Annotated in this window: 23 protein-coding genes; 8 read left to right on the top strand and 15 right to left on the bottom strand. The window is 64.3% G+C overall.

Going from position 1 to position 22,945, the window contains the following annotated elements; all coding sequences use genetic code 11:
- Positions 1-24: 24 nt before the first annotated feature.
- From Q9R27_RS18385 to Q9R27_RS18365, 5 genes are all read right to left on the bottom strand, one after another.
- A complete protein-coding gene (locus tag Q9R27_RS18385) occupies positions 25-1,341 on the bottom strand; it encodes an ABC transporter substrate-binding protein (protein ID WP_311253858.1) in 1,317 nt (438 codons plus the stop codon).
- A 308-nt stretch (positions 1,342-1,649) separates the two neighbouring features.
- Positions 1,650-2,711 carry an ABC transporter ATP-binding protein gene (locus Q9R27_RS18380; protein ID WP_311253857.1) on the bottom strand — a complete coding sequence of 354 codons (1,062 nt, stop codon included), beginning with the start codon at positions 2,709-2,711 and terminating at the stop codon, positions 1,650-1,652.
- Positions 2,708-3,733, bottom strand: coding sequence for an ABC transporter ATP-binding protein (locus Q9R27_RS18375; RefSeq protein WP_311253856.1), 1,026 nt, complete (start codon positions 3,731-3,733; stop codon positions 2,708-2,710). The genes Q9R27_RS18380 and Q9R27_RS18375 overlap by 4 nt, the downstream gene beginning before the upstream one ends.
- Complete coding sequence (locus tag Q9R27_RS18370) at positions 3,730-4,596, bottom strand: ABC transporter permease (RefSeq protein WP_311253866.1); 867 nt, start codon at positions 4,594-4,596, stop codon at positions 3,730-3,732. Before Q9R27_RS18370 ends, Q9R27_RS18375 begins: the two co-directional genes overlap by 4 nt.
- 14 nt (positions 4,597-4,610) lie before the next feature.
- Entirely contained in the window at positions 4,611-5,552 is a 942-nt protein-coding gene (locus Q9R27_RS18365) for an ABC transporter permease (protein WP_311253855.1), read from the bottom strand.
- A 288-nt stretch (positions 5,553-5,840) separates the two neighbouring features.
- Here Q9R27_RS18365 and Q9R27_RS18360 point away from each other — a divergent pair, with 288 nt between their 5' ends.
- Positions 5,841-6,983: a hypothetical protein gene (locus tag Q9R27_RS18360; RefSeq protein ID WP_311253854.1), complete on the top strand. Its 1,143-nt coding sequence runs from the start codon at positions 5,841-5,843 to the stop codon at positions 6,981-6,983.
- A gap of 280 nt (positions 6,984-7,263) precedes the next feature.
- Here the strand turns inward: Q9R27_RS18360 and Q9R27_RS18355 are convergent, their stop codons facing one another.
- The 7 genes from Q9R27_RS18355 to Q9R27_RS18325 form a co-directional block, all read right to left on the bottom strand.
- Positions 7,264-7,452: a hypothetical protein gene (locus Q9R27_RS18355; protein ID WP_311253853.1), complete on the bottom strand. Its 189-nt coding sequence runs from the start codon at positions 7,450-7,452 to the stop codon at positions 7,264-7,266.
- Positions 7,453-7,866: 414 nt separating this feature from the next.
- Positions 7,867-8,493 carry a CueP family metal-binding protein gene (locus Q9R27_RS18350; RefSeq protein ID WP_217996835.1) on the bottom strand — a complete coding sequence of 209 codons (627 nt, stop codon included), beginning with the start codon at positions 8,491-8,493 and terminating at the stop codon, positions 7,867-7,869.
- A gap of 27 nt (positions 8,494-8,520) precedes the next feature.
- The gene (locus tag Q9R27_RS18345; RefSeq protein ID WP_311253865.1) at positions 8,521-9,051 is read right to left on the bottom strand and encodes a DUF3152 domain-containing protein; all 531 of its coding nucleotides are present in this window, start codon (positions 9,049-9,051) and stop codon (positions 8,521-8,523) included.
- Positions 9,052-9,383: 332 nt separating this feature from the next.
- Positions 9,384-10,235 carry a F510_1955 family glycosylhydrolase gene (locus Q9R27_RS18340; RefSeq protein WP_397220122.1) on the bottom strand — a complete coding sequence of 284 codons (852 nt, stop codon included), beginning with the start codon at positions 10,233-10,235 and terminating at the stop codon, positions 9,384-9,386.
- A 75-nt stretch (positions 10,236-10,310) separates the two neighbouring features.
- Positions 10,311-10,907 carry a DUF305 domain-containing protein gene (locus Q9R27_RS18335; protein WP_311253851.1) on the bottom strand — a complete coding sequence of 199 codons (597 nt, stop codon included), beginning with the start codon at positions 10,905-10,907 and terminating at the stop codon, positions 10,311-10,313.
- An 86-nt stretch (positions 10,908-10,993) separates the two neighbouring features.
- Positions 10,994-11,440 (bottom strand): DUF6153 family protein, encoded by a 447-nt coding sequence (locus Q9R27_RS18330; RefSeq protein WP_311253850.1) that lies wholly within the window; start codon positions 11,438-11,440, stop codon positions 10,994-10,996.
- Positions 11,441-11,520: 80 nt separating this feature from the next.
- Positions 11,521-13,434 carry a heavy metal translocating P-type ATPase gene (locus Q9R27_RS18325; protein WP_311253849.1) on the bottom strand — a complete coding sequence of 638 codons (1,914 nt, stop codon included), beginning with the start codon at positions 13,432-13,434 and terminating at the stop codon, positions 11,521-11,523.
- Here Q9R27_RS18325 and Q9R27_RS18320 point away from each other — a divergent pair.
- Positions 13,408-13,842, top strand: coding sequence for a hypothetical protein (locus tag Q9R27_RS18320; RefSeq protein WP_311253848.1), 435 nt, complete (start codon positions 13,408-13,410; stop codon positions 13,840-13,842). The genes Q9R27_RS18325 and Q9R27_RS18320 overlap by 27 nt on opposite strands.
- Positions 13,843-13,916: 74 nt before the next feature.
- Complete coding sequence (locus Q9R27_RS18315; RefSeq protein ID WP_311253864.1) at positions 13,917-14,885, top strand: DUF4192 domain-containing protein; 969 nt, start codon at positions 13,917-13,919, stop codon at positions 14,883-14,885.
- A 508-nt stretch (positions 14,886-15,393) separates the two neighbouring features.
- Here Q9R27_RS18315 and Q9R27_RS18310 read toward each other — a convergent pair.
- Positions 15,394-16,671 (bottom strand): MFS transporter, encoded by a 1,278-nt coding sequence (locus Q9R27_RS18310; RefSeq protein ID WP_311253847.1) that lies wholly within the window; start codon positions 16,669-16,671, stop codon positions 15,394-15,396.
- Positions 16,672-16,708: 37 nt separating this feature from the next.
- Positions 16,709-18,058 (bottom strand): FAD-dependent oxidoreductase, encoded by a 1,350-nt coding sequence (locus Q9R27_RS18305; RefSeq protein ID WP_311253846.1) that lies wholly within the window; start codon positions 18,056-18,058, stop codon positions 16,709-16,711.
- Between Q9R27_RS18305 and Q9R27_RS18300 the strand changes: the two genes are divergently transcribed.
- Both Q9R27_RS18300 and Q9R27_RS18295 read left to right on the top strand, forming a co-directional pair.
- On the top strand, positions 17,982-18,989 hold the full coding sequence (locus tag Q9R27_RS18300; RefSeq protein ID WP_397220118.1) for a helix-turn-helix domain-containing GNAT family N-acetyltransferase: 1,008 nt from the start codon (positions 17,982-17,984) through the stop codon (positions 18,987-18,989). The genes Q9R27_RS18305 and Q9R27_RS18300 overlap by 77 nt on opposite strands.
- A 35-nt stretch (positions 18,990-19,024) precedes the next feature.
- Entirely contained in the window at positions 19,025-20,110 is a 1,086-nt protein-coding gene (locus Q9R27_RS18295; RefSeq protein WP_311253845.1) for an ArsO family NAD(P)H-dependent flavin-containing monooxygenase, read from the top strand.
- A 33-nt stretch (positions 20,111-20,143) separates the two neighbouring features.
- Here Q9R27_RS18295 and Q9R27_RS18290 read toward each other — a convergent pair whose 3' ends face one another.
- Entirely contained in the window at positions 20,144-20,497 is a 354-nt protein-coding gene (locus Q9R27_RS18290; protein WP_311253844.1) for a metalloregulator ArsR/SmtB family transcription factor, read from the bottom strand.
- A 128-nt stretch (positions 20,498-20,625) separates the two neighbouring features.
- Here Q9R27_RS18290 and arsB point away from each other — a divergent pair, with 128 nt between their 5' ends.
- From arsB to Q9R27_RS18275, 3 genes are read left to right on the top strand one after another with little or no spacing between them, the layout of a single operon-like run.
- On the top strand, positions 20,626-21,711 hold the full coding sequence (gene arsB / locus Q9R27_RS18285) for an ACR3 family arsenite efflux transporter (RefSeq protein ID WP_311253843.1): 1,086 nt from the start codon (positions 20,626-20,628) through the stop codon (positions 21,709-21,711).
- On the top strand, positions 21,669-22,340 hold the full coding sequence (locus Q9R27_RS18280; protein ID WP_311253842.1) for an arsenate reductase ArsC: 672 nt from the start codon (positions 21,669-21,671) through the stop codon (positions 22,338-22,340). The genes arsB and Q9R27_RS18280 overlap by 43 nt, the downstream gene beginning before the upstream one ends.
- A 17-nt stretch (positions 22,341-22,357) precedes the next feature.
- Positions 22,358-22,774, top strand: a complete 417-nt coding sequence (locus Q9R27_RS18275) for an arsenate reductase ArsC (RefSeq protein WP_311253841.1) — start codon at positions 22,358-22,360, stop codon at positions 22,772-22,774.
- Positions 22,775-22,945: the final 171 nt, after the last annotated feature.

Raw genomic sequence — 22,945 nt, 5'->3', positions numbered from 1 at the left:
CCCTCACCGCGGGATTCCTGCGACTTACGGCACGTTCATACGCCTCGGGTCATTCGACTTGAATCCAGTCACGTTGGCCGCGCTGGCGAACGTGTTGGACGGCAGGCAGACGACCACCTGGTTGGTCCCGGCATTGAGCGCGGTCTCGGTGATCTTCCCGAATGCCTCTGCTCGGACGGCCGGATCGACGCTGCTGCGCGACTCTGCGATGAACTCAGGGATCTGCGGATCGATGAACTCGCCGGAGCCGGGCCGCACGACATAGTTTTGCTCGGCCCAAGTGGCCACATCGGGGCCCGATGAGGTGAGTAGGGTCACGATCAGTTCATAGTCACCCGCACGCTGCCTTCCGAGCAGATCCGCGTAGTCGATGACCTCCACCTTCGTCTCGATGCCGACGTCCGACAACTGGTCTTGAAGCACTTCGGCGAGTCGCTGGTACGCAGTCACGTTGGGGGCCAAGATGGTCAGGGAGAGTCCACCCGGGACAGCGGCTGCGATAGTTGCGCGGGCACCATCCGGGTCATACGCCACGTACGGCGCTTCGTCGATGCTGTCGTCGTGGGCCACATGCTCCTTGGGGTAGGGCTGTGCTGTCACCGTGCACCTGCCATCCAGCAGGAACTCGCTGATGCTCTCTCGGTCAATGGCATTCGAGATGGCTTTGCGCACCTCTGCATTGCCCAACACCGGGTGATCCGCGTTGATCGCCAGACCGTACGCCGTGGGCGCGGCCTCGTCGTACGTCATGAGCCCGGCCGCATCGGCTTCTGCCATCTGGTTGGGGCGAATAAGAGCAGCGTCGATCTGCCCTGACTTGAGGGCATTCATCCGAGCCGAATCATCGGTGTAGATGCTGACCTCGACTCCGCGGGGGATGATCTGGTCAGCCGCCCAGTAGCCGTCCCAGTAGTCAAAGGTGATGTTGGAATCGGTGACCTCCGAAACCGTGAAGGGCCCCGCGCCCACGGGGTCCGTGCTGGTGGTGCCGGCCTCCAGACTCGCCGGGCTGACGATCATGCCGGCGAATCCCGCCATCACGTTCGGGAGATCTCCCGCCGGGCGGTTGGTCACGAATCGGACGTGAGTGTCGTCGACGGCCTCGACCGTGTCAATCATCGACAAAGCCCCCGCCAACAGACTTCCCGATTCCATGAAGTGATCCATGGTTGCCACCACTGCGTCGGCGTTGAAGGGAGTCCCGTCCTGGAACGTGACTCCTTCGCGCAGGGTGAAGTCGACCGTCTGGGCGTCGTCAGAGATGCTCCACTCAGTCGCGAGGCCCGGGTTCAGGCTCCCATCCAACTCGCCATCGACCAGCGTGTCGAAGATCAGGCTCATGTAAACGGTCTGCGCCGCACTGCTCGCCGCCGGGTCCAACGACGTCGGAATCGTCGTGGTACCCCACCGCACGACCTTGCCCGTTCCGGGCTCGACATCGGCGGGGGTGTCGCCCCCACCAGAACTCGTCCCACCGCAAGCTGCAACGAGTCCAAGCACCGTGGTAGCGACCACCGCACGGAGTGTTGATCGTCTCATGACTAAATCCTTACTAGGAGATGGAGCATTGACATTTCTTCCCAAGACGCCTTGCTCGCTGGTCTGCGCCTTGCACCGGCTTCCCCGTAGCGCCCAGCGGTTCTAGAACTTCAGTTGGATGCGGTGGTTGACAGAGCCGGTTCGTGCAAGAGGCAGGCCACCTGGTGTCCCCCGCCCACATCGACTACGGGTGGATCGAGTCGTGCGCACTCGGGCATCGCCACCGGGCAACGAGTCCGGAATCGACAGCCCGTCGGGACGTCGTCCGGGCTGGGAATCTCACCATCGAGCACGATGCGTTGGCGCGAACGCTGCACAATCGGATCCGCGACCGGGACGGCGGAGAGCAGTGCCTGGGTGTAGGGGTGCTTCGGGTTCTCGGCCACACTCGCCGCCGGTCCACGTTCAACGATCCGGCCCAGGTACATGACCGCGATCTGGTGGGAGAGGTGTCGTACCGTTGCGAAGTCGTGGGAGATCAGGACCAACGCCAAGCCCTGTTCTTCCTGCAGTTGCAACAGCAGGTTGAGGATCTCGGAGCGAGTACTGAGGTCTAGTGCCGAGGTCGGCTCGTCGGCAACGAGGACCTTGGGCGAGAGCGAGAGCGAGCGGGCGATAGCCACGCGCTGACGTTGGCCGCCCGACATTTGCTCCGGCAGACGGTGAACGAGCCGCGGGTCCAGCGCCACTCGCTCGGCCAGTTCCTCCGCACGAGCGGGAAGTGCCTTGCGTCCTGCGAGACGGTGCACAAGAAGCGGCTCGGTCATGGCATGCGCGGCAGTTTTGGTGGGATCCAAGGATCCGTAGGGGTTCTGGTGGATCATCTGGACACCACGACGAAAATCGCGAAGTTCCGCACGCTGCAGACGCGTGACGTCTCGGCCACCGAGGGTCAGCTTCCCTTCATCGGCGGCGAGCAACTTGGTCATCAGGCGCCCCAACGTTGACTTGCCCGAGCCGGACTCTCCCACCACGCCCACCGTCTGGCCCTCGGCAACACCCAACGAGACCGAGTCGACGGCATGCACGAAGCGTCGCCTTCCGAGCACGGTGTTGCTGCGCACTGGGAAGGCCTTGCTCAGCCCGTCAGCGCTGAACACCGGATCAGCATTCGTCCCCTCGCTCGCCACTTCCAGCCTTCCTGGTACGACGGATGCTTCATTCGACGTCATGGCGTCCTCTCCGATCGAACTACCTCATCGATGCGCAAGCACCGGCTCTCGTGATGGGGGTGCACCTGCGCCACCGGGATGGTCCCGTCAAGGCAGAGGGAAGGCACCATGTAGGAGCACCTGTCTTGGAATCGGCACCCCTGTGGAAAGGCTCCTGCCGGAGGGACTCTCCCGGGAACAATCGGTAGAGGTTTCAGCCGCTTGCCAGTTTGAGGAACCGAGGACAACAGCGCCCTCGTATAGGGGTGAGCAGGAGAGGCGAAGAGATCTTCGGTCTGTGCCTGCTCGACGGTCTCGCCGGCGTACATCACCACCACACGGTCAGCGACGCCCGCCACCACTCCCAGGTCATGAGTGACAAGAAGCACCCCCATCCCGTTTCGCTCCTGGATGCTCTTCAGAAGTTCAAGGATCTCGGCCTGGACAGTGACGTCCAGTGCGGTTGTCGGCTCGTCCGCGATGAGCAGTTGCGGCTCACAGGCGACGGCAGCAGCGATCAGGGCTCGCTGCTGCATCCCGCCGCTCAGTTCGAACGGGTACGCCGCCGCCCTGCTTCGCGGGTTGGGAATCCCCACGAGCTCCAGGAGCTCGATCGCCTTCTCCGTCGCGACCTTCCGCGATTCCTTGAGATGCAATTGCCTGGACTCGGCAATCTGGGCACCAATGGTCATCGTGGGGTTCAGGCTCGACATCGGATCCTGGAAGACCGTGCCGACGCTCGAGCCTCGCAGCGCGGCCAGGCGCCGCGCCTTCGCTCCTGTTGTCTTCTCACCTGCGATCAAGACCGTGCCCGCCGAAACAGCCACGACCGCGGGGAGGAGTCCTAGGATGGCGAGCGCAGTGATCGACTTGCCACACCCGGATTCGCCGATCAGGGCCACCGTCTCCCCGGCGCGAACCTCGAAGCTCACGTCGTCGACCAGCCCGGGCTGGCCGGGCGAACCCAGGAGGTCCAGGCGCAGGCCCTCGACAGAGAGCACCGTTTCGATGCCTGTCTTGCTGACAGGGTCGCTGAGAGTCATGACGTCTTCCGATCTCCAGTCACGTCTCGCACCACGTCGCCGAGGGTGTTGAACGCGAGAATCGTGAGGGTGAGGCACACGCCGGACGGGATCACGGCGTACGGGGCACGGAACTGCTGGTCAGCGGCGGCCTTGAGCATGGACCCCCAACTCGCCTGGGGCAGTTGGACGCCCAGGCCCAAGAAGCTAAGCCCCGCCTCGGCCAGCAGCGCGAAGCCCATCATCAGGGTGATCTGAACGAGTAGTGGAGCGAGCACATTAGGCAGGCAATGCACCCAAACGACACGGTTGGTGGAAGCGCCGATCGATTGCGCCGCATCGATGTAACCCTCTTCAACGACGCTCAGCGTGGCGCCACGGACGATCCGGAAGAGCCGCGGAGCGAACACGAGCCCGATGGCAATCATGGTTGTCCCGATGCCAGGACCGAGAACGGCAACGATGGCAATCGCCGCGACAATGGCAGGAATGCTCAAGAGCGCGTCGGCGATACGCGACAGCACCGCGTCCACCCGGCCTCGAAGATAGCCAGCGAACAGGCCAGAGGGAAGTCCCACAAGCACGGCGAGCCCCACCGCCACGACGGGAGCGATGACCACGATGCGAGTGGCATAGATCAGTCGGCTGAGCACGTCACGTCCGAAATCGTCCGTGCCTAGCCAATGCTCGGAACTCGGTCCCTGGAACTGGTCCCGAAGGCTCTGATCATAGGGGTCGTACGGCGCGATCAAGGGCGCGAAGACTGCGACGAAGACCAAGCCGACCAAGAGGCACAAGCTGATGGCCCCCGCGGGCCGCCGCACGATCTGACGCAGGACGCGGAGCCCTGGACGCCGCCTGCTCGCCGGCAAGGGGACGGGCATTGAATGCGATGTAGTCATGAACGAACCTTCGGGTTGATCCAGCCGTACGACACATCAACGATCAGATTGATGGTGATAACGATGACGGCGACGAGGACGACATAGGCTTGGACCACTGGATAGTCCTGACGAACCACGGCCGTGATGGCGAGGGTCCCCAAGCCAGAGACACCGAAGACGGCCTCAATGATCACAACACCTCCCAACAAGGACGCCGACTGCAACCCGAATACCGTGACCACTGGGATTGCGGAGTTGCGGAGGACATGTTTGCGGACAAGCCACCCACCGTTCGCTCCGCGCGCCCGTGCAGCCAAGACGTAGGGGCGAGAGAGGACGTCCACCACACCACCGCGCGTCTGACGGGCAATCTCTGCGGTCATCGCCAGCGCTAGCGCGACGGCTGGAAGAATGATGTGGCGCAACCATTCCCCAAGGCCTTCGGTGATCGGCACATAACCGGTCGCGGGTAGCCAGTTGACCTGGAACGAGAAGATCGACACCAAGAGCAATCCCACCCAGAAACTTGGCATCGCGATCCCCAAGGTGGCTAGCAAGGACACGCCCCGATCAATCCAACTATCGCGTCGAAGCCCCGCCAGCGTTCCCGCTGTGACACCAAGCACAGCAGCGAGCAGAATCGCTACGATCGAGATCGAGATGGTGGCTGGCGCTGCTTGCATCAGGGACTCGGCCACGGAGCGATCCGTGTACAGCGAGGTGCCGAAGTCACCTTGGACGGCGGAGAGCAACCAACTCCCGAACTGGACGGCCATGGACCGATCCAGGCCCAGCCGCTCACGTGCGGCATCCACTTCTTCCTGCGTCGCATTGCTTCCGACGACAGCCTCAGCAGCATCGCCGGGAGCAGCTTGCATCAACAAGAACACAACCAAGACCACGAGGAGAACGGAAACAGCCGAGACGCCAACCCTCCGCAAGACCCGAATCATCATGATGACGCCGCCAGATCCCGGCGACATCCAGTGGGCTGCGACGGAAAGGTGACCTTGCCAGGCAAAGCGCTGAGCTCAAGCGCTCGGCAGTCCAGACGCTGCACGTTCCTGTCTCCATTCCTAGTTGCATTGTGAGCCACACCACGCGGCCTGAGTCAGTACCGTACAGCGCGGCAGAGCATATGTCCATCAACATAGCCTTTGATCGCCTGCCGGCCTCGGCAGCGTCTCGCCAGATATCACCTATGCTGGGCGACATAGACACTGTCGCATGCATAGGAGCCGTCCATGAGTCTCACTCACCCCGAACACACTCGTCAGATCCGAAGCTTGGTCACGCACGATGGCGACCTTGAGCTGTTCCTCGTTGAGCGGCCGATCAAGGCTCCCAAGGCCGACCAGGTGATAGTTCGCATCCAGGCAACCCCGATCAATCCCTCTGACCTCGGTCTCCTGCTGGCTTCCGCAGATCTGACCCGGGCTACCCAAGGTGGGACCAAACAATCGCCAACCATCACGGCCCCCATCCCGGATCACGGGCGCGAAACGCTGAAATCCAGAGCTGGCGTCGCGATGGCCGTTGGCACGGAGGGGGCTGGAACCGTTGTCGCCGCCGGAGATTCCCCGGAAGCTCAGGCTCTGTTGGGACACACCGTTGCTTGCCTGGGCGGCGCAATGTACACGGAGTACCGGACTCTTCCCGCGAGCGCCTGCATGATCCTTCCGGACGGCACCTCGCCAGCGGCCGCGGCAGCGAGTTACGTCAATCCTCTGACCGCCCTCTCGTTCGCCGAAATTGCCAAGACAGGCGAATACCACGGCATTGTTCATACCGCCGCTGCGTCCAATCTCGGCCGGATGCTGAATCGGATCTGCATCGCAGACAACCTGCCATTGATCAATGTTGTCCGCACTGGCGAGCAGGAGCATCTACTCCGTGAAGAAGGTGCTCAATACGTGATCAACACCTGCGCCGATGATTGGTTCGAGCGGCTCGTGGTCGCACTCTCCGAGACAGGTGCCACGCTTGGGTTCGATGCCGTCGGCGGCGGTCCGCTGGCAGGCCAGATCCTTACGGCCATGGAGATGGCGGCCACCCAGAAGATGGCGCAGTATTCACGTTATGGGTCGGGCAGGGTCTCGCATGTCTACATTTACGGACGATTGGATTCCTCGCCGATCACGGTTCCGCCCAACATCGGTTTCGCTTGGAACTTGTCCGGTTTTTTGATGCCGCCCTATCTCGAAACCTTGGACCAAGAGTCGAGAGACCGGCTGCATGCACGAGTCGTGGATGAACTGACGACGACCTTCGCCAGTCACTACGCTGCAACCATCTCGCTTGCTGGAGCCCTGAACCTCGACACCCTCCGCGACTACAACTCTCGGTCCACCGGGGCCAAGCATCTGATTGATCCCACCCTTCGCTAACACGACACGATGGGAGTGGATGCAGTACCGCCGGGTTCTACTTGCAATGCGTCTCCGCCGTGCGGGTTGACCAATCCGCTGAAACGCGAGGTGACGTCCCGTGGAGTGGATGCTCCTATTGCTGTCAAGCAGCTGGGGCTGCGTTGATCTGGTCCAGGATCGCGCTGGTGAGTATTTGAAGGCTTGGGGACCACTGGATCGTGTGGTTGGGAGCCGGTGATCGTGCCGTTGGGGGCCAGCGGAGGCGGGCTTGGGGGCCACTGACCCCCAACGGCTTTTCTCAGGGGTTCATCGAGGCGTGTTCACGCATGTTGTGGTTGCCGGTGTCGACCCAGATGGTGTTGTGCACGATGCGGTCCATGATCGCGTCGGCATTCTGCAGGGACTCGATGTGCCGGCGAAGCTCGTCGGCAGTGCCCTGGTCGCGGTCGGCGACGCGCGCCAAGAGGGACTTCAGCTCGTTGCTCATCGCGGTGCCTGATTCATCGAGGATCATTCTGCCCGACGCAAGGGACGTTCGGACGATTTCCGCGCGGACTGTCAGGGATTTTGTCAGGGTTTGGCGTGACTCACGGAAAGCGAAAGGCCCGCTTACCGAGCGTTTCCGCTGGTAAGCGGGCCTTTCATTGTAGCGGGGGCAGGATTTGAACCTGCGACCTCTGGAATCACACAGGGCGATTCCGACTGCTACCGAACGTTGCGGGAAACAGCCGAATCGCTTGTATTGATGCGGTGTCTGCTGTCTCGAACACCTCCGACTATACCCGATCAGTTCGTACTCGGGCTGGCTGAATCCGGAGGGTAAGTGGAGGGTGATCGATTCGTGAGCAAGGCATCGGACGATGGGACCGCCGACAGCGCAGCGGGTCGGCCCAAGTTTGGGTCAGGCCAATCTCACTGTGGTGAGGCAGGTGGGATCGTCTGTGCCTGTCGCGATGTCCGCTTCGCCACTCCTGCCGTCGTGGGTGATCTTTATGGTGCCTTTGATGTCGCGGGGCAGCCAGAAGCCAACGAACCCATTTTCGAACGTCGTGACTGTCTTCTCCACCAGGACCTCGTCGTTGGTTTCGTCGACGATCTGCACCTCGACCTCAGTGGAGGCGAGCTCTCCCGTGCAGGTGGTCAGCGAGTGGTTGTAGCACTCGTGGGTTTGATTGACGTATGGCGCGACCGAGAGGTAGAAGGCATCGTCTGGAATTGCGATGCTGACCTCGTCGCCACCGGACGACAGCACCAGTTGGTCAGGGCGCACGGATGCGATCAGGTCTTGTGGCCGCTCTGATCCACCAAGCCGGTCGAGGTGGTCAATGATTTCGACTACGTCATCCATCCCGCTCATGCCATGCGCGCTGAGCAATTGATCTGCGTCTGCGGCGGTTGCCCCTGTTGCGGACCCGGCCGCGCCGGTTGCGGTGGTGTCAGAGCTGTCGTCGGTAGTCGAGCAGGCGGTCAGGCCCAACGCGGCTACAAGGCCGAAGGTGCTGACGAGGTTTCTGATGCTTCTTCTCACGTACGTGTTCCTTTGATGGGGAGCTGGCTAGTGGGGCGGGCCATCTGCGGGCCAGGGGTTCGGGGAGCAACCCTCCATCCTGAGGGTCTGCTGCAGCATGACGGGGGCGGGCGTCCCGGGTTGCGGGCAGGACTGGTGGGGGTATCCGAGCGCGTGTCCTGTCTCATGGTTGATGACGTACTGGCGATACTCACGAAGTGGCCGCTGGAACGGCTCTGCGCCGAAGAACCACCGCTTGGCGTTGATCACCACCCGGTCCTCGTTTCGGCACGAGACTTCTCCTTTTGTGTCGAGGGGCGCGCACAGTTGATCGACGGTGTCAGGTGTGGCGAGCAGTATGCGTATCTCTTCGCCGCTGGCAACGCGTTCGAACTCGTGGTCGCCGACGCTTCGCCATCCCCTGTCGTCCGCAAGCGTCTGGTCGACGATTTTGGCGAACTCGGCCGGGTCAACGTCGAGCCCTTCTTCCACGGCTACGGAGTAACGCAATGGTGCAGGTCCAGTGCTGGCCCCCGCGCTTCTGGCGAGCATGAACTTTCCTGTCCCTGATTGCGGCACCTGAGGTGTCAGCGTGGCCGGTGGCGCAATGGGCGAGGGCCGCGAAGGCGCCGTCGCCGGCGACGGCGGCGTGTCGGCCAATGACGATTTCGTCGTGTTGGCGGGTGCTGGTTGCGACGAGTTCCAGAACGTGAGCACGCCGGTGAGCGCGATGACGCCAGTTGCAACCGCGAGGCCGAGCAGGATTCGGGTCGTTCGGTGGTGTGGCCGTGCACTGTCTGCTCGACGCCTGCCAACAGCGCGTGGCCTGTTCGCTCGGCGCCGGCCGACATCGGCTCGCGCGCCGCGTGCTCGGCGTGCGCGGCGTGCGCGGTGTGCTCCTGGCTGTCGGTTCACGAGATGACCTGGATCAAGGGCACCCAGGTGCCTCCGACGTCCTCGGATCGGTAGATGCCCTGATCCGTGGCGGCGTGCCACTGCTGCCCCGTTACGTCGAATGCTTCCGGGTCCCCCGGAACTCGGCCAACACGAGCCCAGGTCTCCCCTTGGTCGTTGCTGGAGTAGACCGATCCGTCAGCGGCGAGTCCGGCAAGCTGATCCGACGTGGGCCATCCCAGGAAGACCAGCGGAGGTGCAGAGTCGAGAGTGATCGAGGTCGAGTCGACTCCACGCAGTTGCAGTTTCCCTTCAGGCGATGAGGTGAGGACCTCTTGTGTGTTTGAGGGGTTGATGACGAGATCAATGACCGGTTCCTCTGCCACGACCGACCAGTTCTTGCGATCTGTCGCGGTCAGCAGCCTGCCAGTCATCGAGTCGAAGGCATAGGTACGGTCTCCCACCACGTCGAGGGCGTGGAAGTCAGCCTCGCCCTTCAACGAAACGCTCGACCAGGTGCTGGCTGCGTCAGTCGATTCGATCATTCCGAGATGAGGTGGAAGGTCTTCCCTCATGTCGGGGTGGCCGCTTCCCAGGAAGTGGTCGGGCCCGATGATGGTGAACGCCATGGTGTCCTGCCATCGATCGGCGATCCTGGCCAGGGAACCGTCATTACCAATGCGGATGACTCCGAAGTGGGTCGCGGCATAGAGCATCTGGTCACCTGGGTTGACTCCAAGGCCGTGGACGTGGCCCAGCGACTGGACCTCCGATGTGGCGGGCGCGGCGGGTTCCTCTTCAGCGGCGCAACCGGTGGTCAGGATGAGCGCGCTGATCGCGAAACTGGCGAGCAGATTGCGGGCAAGCATGATTGTTCCTGTCGATCAAGGCATGAAGGGTTGGGGTTGGGGCCGACCACATAGGTGGTCGACCCCAAGGGGCGATCAGGACCCGAGCAGGCCCTTCATGGTCGTGATCTCGGTGTCTTGCGATGTCGCGATCGACTCTGCGAGTTCGACCGCGGGCCCAAAGACGCCTTGTTCTTGTTCTGTTTTGGCCATCTCGATGGCACCTTCGTGGTGCTCGATCATCATTTCCAGCCACATCCGCTGGAAGTCAGCGCCGCTGGCAGCCTCGAGTTTGGCCATGTCGTCGGCCGACATCATGCCTGGCATGTCAGCGTCCATTTCCATGTCGCCGTGCGCGTTCGCGTGGTCGCGCGAAGTCTCGGGAATGGGCTTGTCCCACTGGGTAAGCCAGTCGACCATCTGCTCAATCTCGGGGGCCTGTGCCGCACGGATGCCCTCGACGAGCTCGGCTACCTCAGGATCCAGCTCGCGGCCCTGAGTCATGTCAACCATCGACAGTGCCTGGGCGTGGTGCTGCATCATGTCGGTGGCGAAGGTGACGTCAGCGTCGTTGAACTTGCTTCCGTCAGAAGCAGTGTGAGTCTCGGGTGTGGGTTCGTCGTCACTGCCACATGCGGTGAGCAGAGCCAGGGCGAACACGACTGTAAATAATGCTGCAAGCTTCTTGATCATTGATGCTCCTTGTTGGTCTGTTGGGAAACGTGATGGGCATGCCAAGGACTCGACCGCGCCTGGGGCACAGTCGAGTCGGGCGCCCATCAGTTCCGTAGGACCGACAGTTTGTAGATGCAAGGAGGATCTGGATCGCGCGCGGCGGCTTGCGGGATCGGGGCCGACCTTGGAGCACGTCCTCGAAGGAAGACCAATCCGCGGGGTGGCCCGCGCAGGAGCCGCAGCAGCAAGAGCCCCACGAGCAGGACAGCCAGGCACAGGCCCACCATCGTCATGGCCCCGTTGCCGTCGTCATCCGGCTCGGCGGCACTACTCAGCGTGGCCTGCTCTGGAGCGGTCTCGCTCGCATGGCTCACATCTCCTGCGTGAGCCATGAGCGTCATCTGCGTTGCGCCTGTGTCACTCACCGCGTGTCCCGCGGTGCCGTGGCCGCCGAGGCCATGCATGGCGAACAGTCCCAAGAACACGCCCACAAGAACCAGCAGGCGTGCTGCAGGTCGGTGCGGGGCGCTCCAGCGAGCGTTTCGGGTCATCGCCAGCAGTCTAGTTGGCCTCCCTTTGGGGACGGTAGGTGACTTCACTGGATGTGGGTCAGATGGACGGGGTGCGGCGTTCAGTTGGACGCCGCGCGGTTCAGAGTCCTCGCCGCGCTCTGTTCAGGCGTCAGGTCCAATCTGCGTAGGAGTTGCGCGTTCAGGGCCACGACGACGGTGGAGGCGGACATCAAGATCGCTCCGACGCTCATCGGCAACACGAAACCGACCGGTGCCAGGACACCTGCGGCGAGGGGAACGCTGATGAGGTTGTATCCAGCTGCCCACCAGAGGTTCTGTTTCATTTTGCGGTATGCCGCATTCGACAGTTCGAAGATCGACAGCACCGAACGCGGATCCGAACTGGCCAGGATCACCCCGGCCGAGCCGATCGCCACATCTGTGCCTGCGCCGATAGCGATACCAACATCGGCCTGCGCCAGGGCTGGAGCGTCGTTGACGCCGTCGCCGACCATGGCCACCTTCCGGCCTTCACGCTGGAGTTCGGCAACCTTGGCTGCCTTGTCTTCGGGCCGCACACCGGCGAACACCCGGTCGATGCCGAGTTCAGCAGCGACTGTTTCAGCGACCGCCTGGGCATCACCGGTGATCATCACGACCTGCGCGCCCACTGCATGGAGCGCGTCCACTGCGTCGTGTGACTCGGGGCGGATTTCATCGGCCAGGCGCAGGGCGCCGATCACCTCACCGTCGGCGACGACGTGCAAGATGATGGCGCCCTCGGTGCGCCACTTGTCGGCGATCGGCAACTCCGGCAGTCCGTGGTGCTCCAACAGATACGGTCCTCCGACCTCAACCACGGAGTCATCGACCCTCGCGCGGACGCCAACTGCCGGTGAGGACGAGAATTCCGCGTACGCCGGAACGTCCAGGCTCCGGTGCTTCGCAGCGCCGGTCACCGCTCTTGCGAGCGGGTGCTCGCTGTCGCTCTCGGCTGCGGCAGCAAGTGACAGGACCGCGTCTTCGGAGTACCCATCGATTGGCTCGATGCCGGTGACGGTCGGCTCGCCCTTGGTCAAGGTTCCGGTCTTGTCGAAGAGCACGGCGTCCACCGTGCGCATGGATTCCAACGCCAGGCGATCCTTGATCAGCACGCCACCGCGAGCCGCGCGTTCGGTCGCGATCGACACCACGCGTGGGATCGCCAGGCCCAGTGCATGCGGGCACGCGATTACCAGCACGGTGATCGTGCGTACGACGCCGTCATCGGGCAGCCCGACGAGTGTCCACACGATGGCGGTGATGACCGCGGAGCCCAGCGCGAACCAGAACAGCCAGCCGGCTGCGGTGTCGGCGATCCGTTGCGCACGCGAGGAGGAAGCCTGCGCATCCGCGACAAGCTTCTGGATGCCAGCCAACGCGGTGTCATCACCGATGGCGGTGACTTCCACCCGCAAGCCGGAGTCGGTGGCGACCGTTCCAGCGACCACTGACTCTCCCACCTCTCGGCGTACGGTCTTGGACTCGCCGGTGACCATGGACTCGTCCATGCTCGCGCTGCCGTCCACGATTTTGCCGTCGGCAGGGACCGCTGCCCCGGGGCGAACGATGACCACATCGCCCACTGCCAGGTCCGAGGGAGCAACCTTCACGACGGCGTCGCCGTCGACCTTCTCGGCCTCATCGGGCAACAGCGCGGCCAGGGAGTCCAACGCGGAGGTGGTCTGGGCCAGCGAGCGCATCTCGATCCAGTGCCCAAGGAGCATGATCACGACCAGCAGGGCCAGCTCCCACCAGAAGTCCAGTTGATCGTCCAACACATCCAGCGTGGAGCCCCACGAGGACACGAACGCGACAGTGATGGCCAACCCGATGAGCAACATCATCCCGGGCGTGCGCGACCGAATCTCCGAGACCGCGCCCGTCAGGAACGGCCAGCCGCCCCAGACGTAGAGCACTGTGCCCAGGATCGGCGAGACCCACTGGACCCATTCACCATCTGGTAGGTGATAGCCGACCAGGTGGGCGAACATCGCGTTGAATGCCACCACAGGGACCGCCAGGACCAGCATGATCCAGAACAGGCGTCGGAACTGGCCCGCGTGGTCGGCGTGCCCGGAGTGGCCGCCGTGTTCGTGGTGCTCGCCGTGGCCCTTGTGCGCAGAGGGGCCATGTTCGTGATCCCCAGGGGCGTCCCGAAGGTCTCCGCTACCTCCCTGATGGCCGGCATGATGGCCCGCCTCATCCGTACGGTGTTCGTGCTGATCATCGCGATGCGCACTCATACCATGAAAGTATACCCCCCATGGGTATATTTCCATCAAGCGCCACTGCGAACGGGATCACCGACAAGATCCAGACGGCGACAGAAAGGCCCGCAAGGCCTTGCCGAAATCCTGTCGCGCCACGAAGGGTGCGCCGATCACTATTACGACATCTGATCTGAGGGCTTTCAGCCTCTGGATCGGACCGCGCACCTGACAGGTATGACCCTCTCCATCCACTCCCCGACGAACTGATCGCCGCCATTCCGCACCTGCTCGGGTTCAAGGCCGAGGAGTCGATCGTGTTCGTACCTCTCCGCGCGGATCTCCCCCTCGCCCGCGTCGACCTACCCACCACTGCCAGCCAACGCAACGAGGTCTGGGGCGCCATCCGCGGCGCATTCGGCCGCTACGCCCAACCGGGCGCCAGCGTCGCCATCGTCTGCATGACCCACGACCAACAGACCGCCGAACTCATCGGCCACGACCTCGCCGCCCGACTCGCCAGCATCGGTATCGACACGCCCTTGAGGCTGTCGGCCGACGACACCCACTGGTATGACATCGACAGCGGCGACTCCGGCCTTCAGACGGAATCAGCTCGCGATCGACTGGCCGCCACGACCGTGCTGGCCGGGCGAGCACAGCCAGCGAACAACCGTGACGCACTCGCTGCGTCACTGATCGGAGACCGCGAGCCAGTCGCAAAACTCCTGCCCGAGACGCGGGTGGACTCCGCTCAGAGCACACCTCGACGCGAAGGACCGTGGGCACTCGAGCGCCTCCAACAATTCCACGCGGACGGCCTCCGTCTCACCGACGGTGACGCAGCCCGTGTCCTCGTGGCAGTCGAATCCATCCCCATTCGCGACACCCTCTGGAACGACATCGACCGCGCCAACTCCGGCTCGCACGTCGCGCCATGGACAGACCTGACCAGCAGGGCGCCCGATGAAGTCCGCGCTGCTCCCGCCTCGCTGCTGGGATTCGCGGCCTGGCAAAACGGAAACGGCGCCCTGGCTTGGTGCGCGCTCGACCAAGTCCCCCAAGACAGCCCGTACGCCCTCGCCAATCTCGTGGCCGCAGCCGTCCAGACCGGCATGCACCCTCGCGAGTGGGAGACGTCGAAGTCCCTTTCGACGGAGCGAGCAGCGGAGGCGTTCATGGCACCTCAGGCCTCAGCAGAGCGCGGCACCACTCGCCCAGCGATGGGATTGTGAGTTGGCGTCATGAACATCTCCTACAAACGTCGGCCACCCGTAAGCCTCTTGGAGCCCGCGCTCGCGCGTCTCGTAGACCGGCGTCCACCATCCGCAGGGCCAATCGCCCGACTGGACCTCGTCCCAGCCGTCGAACTGGACCTCAGGTGGGCTTGAAATGCCCTGCAAGCGACACTTGGGTGAAGCGAGCACTCGTGGGATGCCCGCGACCTCGATGAGGGGAGGCGCGCAACGGCATCGCCTGGGTTCATAGGCGCGGACTTGGACCGGAACCCTCTGGACAGGATCGGAGGCCCAATCCCAGCTACCGCAATCCTCTGGTCCCTCTGGAAAACCTCGGCTTGTTGAGGAGGTTTCCCATCGGACGACTCCAACTCTATCGGAACGCCTTGGAACCTCGTCGATAGCTACCTCGGAACCAACCAGCTTCTCACGCCATTCGGCGGCTTCCTGCTGGATCAGTCGCTCACGTGGGGCGAGCGGGCCGCCGGACTCGCGCCGAGGCTGGCTACACGACTTTGTCCGAGTGAATCGGTGGAATTTGTTGCCTCGGCATCGCCCCGAACATCAGTAACGCTGCCACCGCGGCCAGCCCGGCGAGCACCAGGAACCCGGCAGCGTAAGAACCCAGCAAGTACGCCAGCGCTGCGCCCGCGAACGGCGCAACAGCTGATGCGGCCAATGCGGGCGCGGTGAGGATGCCGTTGAGTCTGCCGTAGGCGGCCGGGCCCCATCGATCGGTTACGGCAGTGGCTTGGACAAGCGTGTAAATGCCACGGGCCAGGCCGAGGACCATTCCGAGGACGATGAGCACCCCGACCGAGTACGGCGCCAACGCGAGAGCAGCGGTGCCGATGGCCACGGCAGCCAAGACGATGACTCCACGTGCGGTCACCGACGTGGCCGCGGCGAATCGCGCATATCCCAGACGTCCGGCCACCTGCCCGACTCCTCCCAGCCCCAGTGCGACGGCCGCGAGGTTTCGGCTCATGCCCTGCTCGACCAGCATGGGCACCATGTTGATGACCACCGCGAAGACAGCCAGGGCCGTCATGGCATTGGCGATCGTGAGAAGCAGGAACGGGACACTGCGAGCCACATTGTCGGCCTGAGTTTCGGCGTTCGCCGGTCCCCTCGCAATGCTCTCTGCCCCGACTGGGTCAGTTCGCCACGGACGGTCCAGTCCCCACCAGTGCAACGGAACGGTGATGAGGACCAGGCCTGCGAGGAGGACCAGGTAGGCCTGGCGCCATCCCAGCCAGCTCTCCAGAGCTGAGGCGAGCGGCGCGAACACTGTGCTGGCCAGGCCGGCCACGAGGGTCAGGGTTGTCAGGGCGCGAACCCGCTTCGCTCCTCCCCAGTGGGTCAGCGCTGCGAACGCCGGTGGATACAGGGTGCCGGCCATGGCGACCCCGGTCAGCACCCAGCCGATGTAAAACAGGGGCAGGTTGGGCGCCAGCGCGATCGTGGCCATGCCGGGGATCGCGACCAATGAAGCGGCGGTCATTACCTTGCGGGGACCGAAGGCGTCGAGGTGTCGACCGACCCAGATGCCGACACCGCCAGAGACGAACTGTGAGAGCGAGAAGGCTCCGGTGACCGCAACTCCGGACCATCCGGTGTCGGCGGTGATGGCACCTTGTAGTGCCGCGAAGGCGTAGTACAGCACGCCCCAGGAGACGATCTGGACGGTGCTGAGCACTGCGACCACGCGCCGCAGCCCGTCGCTGTCGAGGGCTCCGGGCTGCGGGTCGACCGACTGGGCGTCGGTCCAGGTTCCGGTCACCCCGCGACCGTCTCGCACCGGGGGGCCGTTGCGGGTCTCACTGGCCGGGGCGGCCCAGGCTGATCAGCTCTGGCTCGGATGCCGGGGCTCCGCAGCAGCCACCGGCCGAGGCGACTGCGTCGGGGGCATCGAAGGCACCGGCGCCGTTGCAGACGCCGGTGTCGGGGAGCACCAGTTCCACCCGGCCTGCTGCTTCGAGGTCGCCGGCGAGCGCGGCGATGACGGAGCGGATCTGCTCGAACCCGGTCATCGCCAGGAACGAGGGGGCGCGGCCGTAGGACTTCATGCCGACCACGTAGAACCCCTGCTCGGGCTGGGCCAGTTCCTGGTATCCGTGTCCGGGGACGTCGCCACAGCTGTGGTGGTCCGGGTGCACCAGTTCGGCCAGGAACCGTGCCGAGCCGAGGGCGGGGTCGAGGTCGAGGCGTACTTCGGAGAGGAAGCTGAAGTCGGGACGGAAGCCGGTGACGACGATGATTTCGTCGACGTCAGAGACCTGTTGACCGTCGATGGAGCCGAGCGTGAGCCGTCCGTCGGGCTGGGCGCTGACGGATTCGGTGCGGAACTGGGTCATGTTGGTGACCAAGCCGCTGCTAGCGGCTGCCTTTGCGTCCTGCCCGAGTTTGCCGCGCTGTTCGAGTTGGTCGTTGTCGCCTCCCCCGAAGGCATCTCCGACGCTGGGGCGTCGCAACAGCCACGAGACGCGGGTAGCGGGGTCCTGCTCGGCGAGCTGGGCCAGTCCGATCAGCACACCTTGGGCCGAGGCGCCCTTGCCTGCCACCGCGACGTGCTTGCCGGCGTACCGCGCAGCGACCGCGGTGTCGGTGAAGTCGGGGATCCCGTAGCTGATGTGGTCCGCGTGCTCGCGTTCCCCCCGTGCGGGGTAGCCATCGGCGCCGAGCGGGTTGGGGCTGGTCCAGGTGCCGGAGGCATCCACGACCGCGCTGCCCAACAGTCTCTGGTGGCCTTCAGGCCCGTGCACATGCACAGCGAAGGGGTCATTCTCTCGTCCGGAGTCGACCAACAGGTCGCGTCCGGCGCGGCTCACGCCCGTCACCTGCGTGTTGTAGTGCACGCTTCCGTTTGCGAACGAGTCAAGCAGGTTGGCCAGCGGCTGGAGATAGGCCTCGCGCCACTCGGAACCGGTGGGGTAGTCGCTGTCGTCGGGGGCGGTCCACGTGCCGGTGGCTTCGAGGAGTCGACGGGCGGCGGGGTCGATGAGTTCCAGCCACGAGGAGAAGAGTCGCACGTGGCCCCACTCCCCCACAGCCGCTCCGGCATCGCCACCGGCTTCGACGACGAGGAAGTCCATGTCGCGCTCGGCGGCGTTCGCTGCCGCGGCCAACCCGATGGGTCCGGCCCCGATGATGATCACGGGTAGCTGCATCTCAAACTCCTCAGTCGTCTTGCATCGACGGACGTCGATAGAGAAACAGTATCGACCTAGATCGATGGATGCAAGGTATTCTTCGGTCATGACCATCTCTGGCCCTGCAGCGCTCAGTCTTGACCGCACGAACGCGGAGCACTTTGCTGAGTGGTTCGCCCTGCTCGCCGACCCCACTCGGGTGCAGCTGCTCCACACCCTGTCGACCTCGCCCTCGGGGGCGATGCGGATCGGCGACCTGGCCGAAGCGCTCGGCATCAGTCAGTCCACCTGTTCTCACCACTGCCAGGTGTTGAGGAAGGTCGGCTTCGTCGTGGTCGACAAGGTCGGCACCTCCAGCATGGTTTCGGTCAATCCGGCTTGTTGCACCGGATTGCCGCATGCTGCCGACGTCGTGATGGGCACGTTGTCTGCACCGCCTTGTTGCCCCTCGGATCTTCCAGTCGATGTGGCAACACGTCCGGTGGTCGACGAGGACATGGCCACTGTCCTCGCCATCTATGCCGAAGGCCTTGCCACTCGCAACGCCACCTTCGAGACCGCGATCCCGACCGCCGAGCAGTTACGCAGCAAGTGGCTGCCGGGGATGGCGTGGGTCGCCGAACTCGGCGGCCAGGTCGTGGGCTGGACGGCGATCCAGCCCGTCTCGGAGCGCGCGTGCTACGCCGGAGTGGGCGAGACCTCCGTCTATGTCACTGAGACCGCTCGCGGTCGTGGCGTCGGAAAGGCATTGCTGTTCGCCCAGGTCACCGAAGCCGACCAAGCTGGCCTGTGGACGCTGCAGACCTCGATCTTTCCGGAGAACAGGGCCAGCCTCGCGCTGCACCGCTCCGCCGGGTACCGCACCCTGGCGGTGCGGGCTCGCGTTGCTCAGCTCGATGGCGTCTGGCGTGACACCGTCATGCTGGAACGTCGCAGCGACATCAACTGATCCGCCAGATGACAACACCTTCCCTTCCGGACGACGTGGCTGTCGTCGTCATCGGCGGCGGACAAGCAGGACTGGCCACCGGCTACTACCTGCGCAGGGCCGGCCTGGTGCCCGGCGATGACTTCGCCATCCTTGACGCAGCCGAACAACCCGGCGGCGCCTGGTCACGCATGTGGGACGGGCTGCGGCTCTTCTCCCCCGCGACGCACTCGTCACTTCCGGGGTGGATGATGCCGCCTTGGGACGACGCCGCCAGGGGATTTCCCACTCGCGACCACGTCGTGGACTACCTGAGGCGCTATGAAGAGCGCTACGGATTGGCAGTGCAGCGACCCTGTCAGGTCACCGCGGTCGGCCGGTCGGCCGACGACGACCCGACCCATCCCCTCGTGGTCCGCACCAGGCAGGGCGACGTGTCTACCCGTATGGTCGTCTCGGCTACTGGCACGTGGACCCGTCCCTTCTGGCCGCACTACTCGGGCGCGGACACGTTCACCGGACAGCAATTGCACACCGTGCAGTACCGCCGACCCGAGGACTTCACCGGACGGCGGGTCGCGGTCGTGGGTGGCGGGAACTCAGGAGCACAGGTCCTGGCCGAAGTCTCAGCGATCACCGACACCTTGTGGGTGACCAACCGGCCGCCACGCTTTTTGCCCGACGAGGTCGACGGTCGCGCCTTGTTCGCCGCGGCAACCCAGCGGGTTCAGGCGTTGCGCGATGGAACCGATCACCCGGGTGTCGGAGGTCTGGGTGACATCGTCATGGTTCCCAGCGTCCGTGCTGCTCGGGAGCGTGGCGCACTCAAGGCCGTCCCGATGTTCAGCCGCCTGACGCCGACTGGCCTGGTGTGGCCAGACGACACCCACCATGAGGTCGACGTCATCATCTGGTGCACCGGGTTCCGGCCCGCACTCGGGCACCTCAGAGGTCTGCACCTCGGAACCGCGGACGGACACTACCGCCTCGGCGGGCCAGCAGGCACCCAGTCCCTGGATGAACCACGGCTGCACCTGATCGGGTACGGCGACTGGGCTGGCGCAGCGTCAGCGACCCTGATTGGGGCTGGGCGGACCGCACGCGATACGACCCGCGTCGTACTGGACCAGCTGCGTATGTAGAGCCCGTACTGTTTTCGGTTGCTGCCGGATACTTCAGCTCGTCACAGCAGGCGTTCGAAGCACCTCCGCGAGTTGATCGAGCGCACCGGGCACCAACGCATAGAACGACCAGGTGCCCCGCTTGCTTCGTGTGAGCAATCCCGCATCGACCAGGATCTTGAGGTGGTGCGACACGGTCGGCTGCGACAAAGCGACCGGTTCGGTCAGGTCGCAGACGCAGGCCTCGCGGTCCTCGTGCGCAGCAACAATCGACAGCAGCCGCAAGCGCGTCGGGTCACCGAGGGCCTTGAACTTGGCCGCGAGCGTCACCGCGCTGTTGACGCTCATCGCCTCACCGACGATCGGCGCGCAGCATGGGTCAAGAGTTTCGATCACTTCAGTGGCCATGGCCCCAGTATGACCCATGCATTGACAAGCGTCGATGGACCGCTACTGTTTGTCTTGATAGACGTTCATCGATGGATGTGAACGCGGGGTGAACAACCCCGTGAACGCCCAGCCACCAAAGGACCACCGTGACCCAACAGACCCAGACGCCGAGCAACGACGCCGACGTCATCGCCAAGCTCTCGACGCTCGACAGGTACCTGGCTGTCTGGATCGGCGTCGCCATGGCGGCCGGTCTCATCCTCGGACGCACCTGGCAGGGGCTGGTCGACGCGTTGGAGTCGTTCACCGTCGGGTCGATCTCGGTGCCGATCGCCATTGGCTTGCTGGTGATGATGTACCCGGTGCTGGCCAAGGTCCGCTACGACGAGACCCGCCGCGTCACGGGTGATCGCCGGCTGCTCGGCGCGTCACTTGTTTTGAACTGGCTAGTCGGTCCAGCGCTCATGTTCGCTCTCGCCTGGCTGCTTCTGCCCGACCTGCCCGAATACCGCACGGGTCTGATCATCGTCGGCCTCGCCCGCTGCATCGCGATGGTCATGATCTGGAACGATCTGGCCTGCGGCGACCGTGAGGCCGCCGCCGTACTGGTCGCGATCAACTCAGTGTTCCAGGTCTTCGCGTTCGCTGCCCTGGGCTGGTTCTACCTCCAGACGCTCCCCGGTTGGCTGGGCCTGTCGACCACGAGCGCCGAGTTCTCGATCGGCGCGATCACCGCAAGCGTGCTTGTCTTCCTGGGCATCCCACTGCTGGCCGGCTTCCTCACCCGCGTGGTGGGCGAACGGACCAAGGGCCGTGACTGGTACGAGGAGACGTTCCTGCCACGCATCAGCCCCTGGGCGCTCTATGGCCTGCTGTTCACAATCGTGTTGCTCTTTGCGCTGCAGGGCGACGCCATCACCAGCAATCCATTCGACGTCGTACGCATCGCGCTCCCACTCCTGCTCTACTTCTCGATCACCTTCGTCGTCGGCATGTTCGTCGGCCACGCCTTGCGCCTGGGCTATGCCAAGACCGCCACGCTCGCCTTCACCGCGGCCGGCAACAACTTCGAGCTCGCCATCGCGGTCGCCATCGGCACCTTCGGCGCCACCTCCGGCCAAGCACTCGCTGGCGTCGTCGGCCCCCTCATCGAAGTGCCCGTCCTCGTCGGCCTGATCTACGTGGCCCTGTGGTCACGCCGCTTCTTCACCCCCACCGGAGACCAGACATGAGCACCCTTCACCATGACGGCACCGCCCCCACTGCGCACGAAGCCACCGTCGATGACCTGACCTATGCCTACGACGGCGTCTTCGACCGCGCCCACGTTGAGCGTGCAGTCACGACCGCCCGCGAATCACTAGAACCGAACGCCGCCATCCACACCTATCTGCCGATCCTCGTGCGCCGCTATGCCACCGAACTGCTGGCCGCCGAAGCTCAAGCGAGCGGCGTACGACTCAAGGCAGTGCCGGAGATCCTGTTCGTGTGTGTCCACAATGCCGGGCGCTCTCAGATGGCGGCCGCGATCGCCGAACACCTCGCACCCGGTCGCGTTCACGTCCGTTCGGCCGGATCTGCGCCGACCGGCGAAATCAACCCCCAGGCCATCACGGTGCTCGCCGAGCGTGGCATTGACCTGACGACCGCTTACCCCAAGCCGTTGACCGACACGGTGCTACACGCCGCCGACATCATCGTGACGATGGGGTGCGGTGACACGTGCCCGATCTTCGCGGGCAAGCAATACCTCGACTGGGACGTCGCCGACCCCGACGGCGCCACGCTCAACCAGGTCCGCGACATCCGCGACGACCTCCAAGGACGCATCACCAGCCTCCTGCGCGACCTGAACCTCTGACTACGAAGGACATCCACATGACCGAAACCAATCGACCCAGCGTCCTGTTCGTCTGCGTCCACAACGCAGGCCGCTCCCAGATGGCCGCTGGGTTCCTGACCCACCTCGCCGGGGACGAAATCGACGTTCGCTCCGCCGGCTCCATGCCCGGCAACCAGATCAACCCCGTCGCCGTCGAAGCCATGAACGAGGTCGGCATCGACATCACCGGAGAACAACCCAAGAAGCTCACCGACGACGCCGTCGCCGCCTCCGACGTCGTCATCACGATGGGCTGCGGCGATGAATGCCCCTACTTCCCCGGCAAGCGTTACGAGGACTGGGTCCTGGTCGACCCGGCCGGCCAAGGCATCGAAACCGTCCGCGAGGTCCGCGACGACATCAGGGCCCGCATCGAGGCCCTCATCGATTCCCTTGTCCCTGCTGGTCAGTGACACCCCGGCCACACCCTTGGGAGCGAGTCCCCTCAGTGGTGGGGCTGCGGCTACGACCTGGCCGAGCCAGCCTTCTTCGCCACCCGCTTCTTACGGGTTTTGGGCTTCGAGGTGCCCTTGTAAACGTCCTCAACCAGCATCACCACGGCATCCGTCCTCATGCTCTTCAGT

The sequence above is a fragment of the Nocardioides sp. AE5 genome, from assembly GCF_031844485.1.
In the GTDB taxonomy this organism is placed as follows: Bacteria; Actinomycetota; Actinomycetes; order Propionibacteriales; family Nocardioidaceae; genus Nocardioides.
The sequence above is the reverse complement of the archived record's forward strand: the minus strand, read 5'-3'. Positions and strand labels throughout refer to the sequence as shown.

What these genes read in the sequence shown, in the direction of transcription:
- Q9R27_RS18330 (WP_311253850.1), bottom strand. Translation starts at nt 11,440, where the DNA reads ATGACCCGAAACGCTCGCTGGAGCGCCCCGCACCGACCTGCAGCACGC.
- Q9R27_RS18360 (WP_311253854.1), top strand. Translation starts at nt 5,841, where the DNA reads ATGAGTCTCACTCACCCCGAACACACTCGTCAGATCCGAAGCTTGGTC.
- Q9R27_RS18355 (WP_311253853.1), bottom strand. Translation starts at nt 7,452, where the DNA reads ATGAGCAACGAGCTGAAGTCCCTCTTGGCGCGCGTCGCCGACCGCGAC.
- Q9R27_RS18275 (WP_311253841.1), top strand. Translation starts at nt 22,358, where the DNA reads ATGACCGAAACCAATCGACCCAGCGTCCTGTTCGTCTGCGTCCACAAC.
- Q9R27_RS18335 (WP_311253851.1), bottom strand. Translation starts at nt 10,907, where the DNA reads ATGATCAAGAAGCTTGCAGCATTATTTACAGTCGTGTTCGCCCTGGCT.
- Q9R27_RS18385 (WP_311253858.1), bottom strand. Translation starts at nt 1,341, where the DNA reads ATGAGCCTGATCTTCGACACGCTGGTCGATGGCGAGTTGGATGGGAGC.
- Q9R27_RS18365 (WP_311253855.1), bottom strand. Translation starts at nt 5,552, where the DNA reads ATGATGATTCGGGTCTTGCGGAGGGTTGGCGTCTCGGCTGTTTCCGTT.
- Q9R27_RS18290 (WP_311253844.1), bottom strand. Translation starts at nt 20,497, where the DNA reads ATGGCCACTGAAGTGATCGAAACTCTTGACCCATGCTGCGCGCCGATC.
- Q9R27_RS18375 (WP_311253856.1), bottom strand. Translation starts at nt 3,733, where the DNA reads ATGACTCTCAGCGACCCTGTCAGCAAGACAGGCATCGAAACGGTGCTC.
- Q9R27_RS18370 (WP_311253866.1), bottom strand. Translation starts at nt 4,596, where the DNA reads ATGCCCGTCCCCTTGCCGGCGAGCAGGCGGCGTCCAGGGCTCCGCGTC.
- Q9R27_RS18325 (WP_311253849.1), bottom strand. Translation starts at nt 13,434, where the DNA reads ATGTTCGCCCACCTGGTCGGCTATCACCTACCAGATGGTGAATGGGTC.
- Q9R27_RS18340 (WP_397220122.1), bottom strand. Translation starts at nt 10,235, where the DNA reads ATGCTTGCCCGCAATCTGCTCGCCAGTTTCGCGATCAGCGCGCTCATC.
- Q9R27_RS18300 (WP_397220118.1), top strand. Translation starts at nt 17,982, where the DNA reads ATGTCGCGCTCGGCGGCGTTCGCTGCCGCGGCCAACCCGATGGGTCCG.
- Q9R27_RS18380 (WP_311253857.1), bottom strand. Translation starts at nt 2,711, where the DNA reads ATGACGTCGAATGAAGCATCCGTCGTACCAGGAAGGCTGGAAGTGGCG.
- Q9R27_RS18305 (WP_311253846.1), bottom strand. Translation starts at nt 18,058, where the DNA reads ATGCAGCTACCCGTGATCATCATCGGGGCCGGACCCATCGGGTTGGCC.